This is a genomic window from Chitinophaga sp. 9-1-y (assembly GCF_059511905.2).
In genome coordinates, this window is sequence record NZ_CM197955.1 from 6,622,501 (window position 1) to 6,625,000 (window position 2,500).

1 rRNA gene (cut by both window edges) is annotated in these 2,500 nt (G+C 48.2%); it reads right to left on the bottom strand.

The annotated features are described in order from the left end of the window. A 23S ribosomal RNA gene (locus tag AC5ZC7_RS26175) occupies positions 1-2,500 on the bottom strand (it extends past both window edges: 138 nt to the left, 246 nt to the right).

The following is a 2,500-nucleotide window of genomic DNA, read 5'->3' on the forward strand; positions in this document are numbered from 1 at the left end:
CAGCGTTTATCCTATCCGTACATAGCTACTCTGCACTGCACCTGGCGGCACAACAGATACACCAGCGGTACGTACGACCCGGTCCTCTCGTACTAAGGTCATGTCCTCTCAATTTACTAACGATCACAACAGATAGGGACCGAACTGTCTTGCGACGTTCTGAACCCAGTTCACGTGCCACTTTAATCGGCGAACAGCCGAACCCTTGGGACCTTCTCCAGCCCCAGGATGTGACGAACCGACATCGAGGTGCCAAACCTCACCGTCGATATGAGCTCTTGGGTGAGATCAGCCTGTTATCCCCGGAGTACCTTTTATCCTTTGAGCGATGGCCCTTCCATACAGAACCACCGGATCACTTTAGCCTGCTTTCGCACCTGCTCGGCTTGTTTGCCTCACAGTCAAGCACCCTTATACTAATGCGCTCTGCGTACGATTACCAACCGTACTGAGGGTACCTTTGCGAGCCTCCGTTACCTTTTAGGAGGCGACCACCCCAGTCAAACTACCCACCAAACAATGTCTCCGTTGCCGGATTAGACTCTAAATAACAGAAGGTTGGTATTTCAACGATGACTCCACAACTCCTGGCGAAGCTGCTTCATAGTCTCCCAACTATCCTACACATCTGGCATTCAAAATCAATGTTAAGTTGTAGTGAAGGTTCACGGGGTCTTTCCGTCCCGTTGCGATTAACCGGCATCTTCACCGATACTACAATTTCACCGAGCTCGTGGTAGAGACAGTGTACAACTCATTAGACCATTCGTGCAGGTCGGAACTTACCCGACAAGGAATTTCGCTACCTTAGGACCGTTATAGTTACGGCCGCCGTTTACTGGGGCTTCAGTCAGAAGCTTTGGATTACTCCGAACATCCTTCCTTAACCTTCCAGCACCGGGCAGGTATCAGGCTCTATACGTCATCTTTCGATTTTGCAGGGCCCTGTGTTTTTGTTAAACAGTTGGTTGTACCATTTTACTGAGGCCGCATTACTGCGGCACGCCTTATCCCGAAGTTACAGCGTCAATTTGCCTAGTTCCTTTACCACGGATCACTCGAGCGCCTGAGAATACTCATCTCGACTACCTGTGTCGGTTTACGGTACGGGCTGCTATAAACGAACCTTAGAAGTTTTTCTTGGAAGTCTGATTAGGGATACTATCAACGCGGCCGAAGCTTTGTTGTACTATCAGGTTTCATCATCATCGGCGGATTTGCCAACCAACAATATAACTACACCCTTTAACGCACTATTCCGTAAGTGCGCGATCCTTTCACTACTCCGTTACTCCATCGAATTTATAGCAGGTACTGGAATATTCACCAGTTTGCCATCAGCTACGCCTTTCGGCTTTGCCTAAGGACCCGACTAACCCTGATCCGATTAGCGTTGATCAGGAACCCTTAGTCTTACGGCGATAAGATTTTTCATCTTATTTATCGTTACTTATGCCTACATTTTCTTTTCTAAACGCTCCAGCATGTCTCACAACACACCTTCGATGCAGTTTAGAATGCTCCCCTACCGTCTAGCACCTAAATGCTAGGCCTAAAGCTTCGGTTATATGTTTGATGCCCGATTATTTTCCGTGCCCAAACCCTCGACCAGTGAGCTGTTACGCACTCTTTAAATGAATGGCTGCTTCCAAGCCAACATCCTGGCTGTTTTAGGATTTGAACCGCGTTTGTTCAACTTAACATATCATTAGGGACCTTAGCTGTTAGTCTGGGTTATTTCCCTCTCGGCCATGGACCTTAGCGCCCACAGCCTCACTCCTGGAGATTATATTATAGCATTCGGAGTTTATTAGGGTTTGGTAGGCGGTGAAGCCCCCTAGCCCAATTAGTAGCTCTACCTCTATAATACGTCTATATCCAAGGCTGTTCCTAAAAACATTTCGGGGAGAACGAGCTATCTCTCAGTTTGATTGGCCTTTCACCCCTATCCACAGGTCATCCCATAGCTTTTCAACGCTAATGAGTTCGGGCCTCCAGTTAGTTTTACCTAACCTTCACCCTGCCCATGGATAGATCACAAAGTTTCGCGTCTACCCCCACTGACTGATTCGCTCTGTTAGAACTTGCTTTCGCTACGGCTCCGGTACTGAAGACCTTAACCTTGCCAGTGAGGAGTAACTCGTAGGCTCATTATGCAAAAGGCACGCCGTCACCATTGCTGGCTCCGACCGCTTGTAAGCGCACGGTTTCAGGAACTATTTCACTCTCCTGTTCGGAGTACTTTTCACCTTTCCCTTACGGTACTGGTTCACTATCGGTATCTAAGGAGTATTTAGCCTTACCAGATGGTGCTGGCAGTTTCATACAGGATTCCTCCGGTCCCGCACTACTCAGGATACTACACGTCCTCCAGAATTTCTGTCTACAGGGCTATCACCTGCTACGGCTCATCTTTCCAGATGATTCAACTTGATCTGAACTTCTAAAAGTAGTCCTACAACCCCGGATAGAATTGCTTCGATCCGGTTTGGGCTCTTCC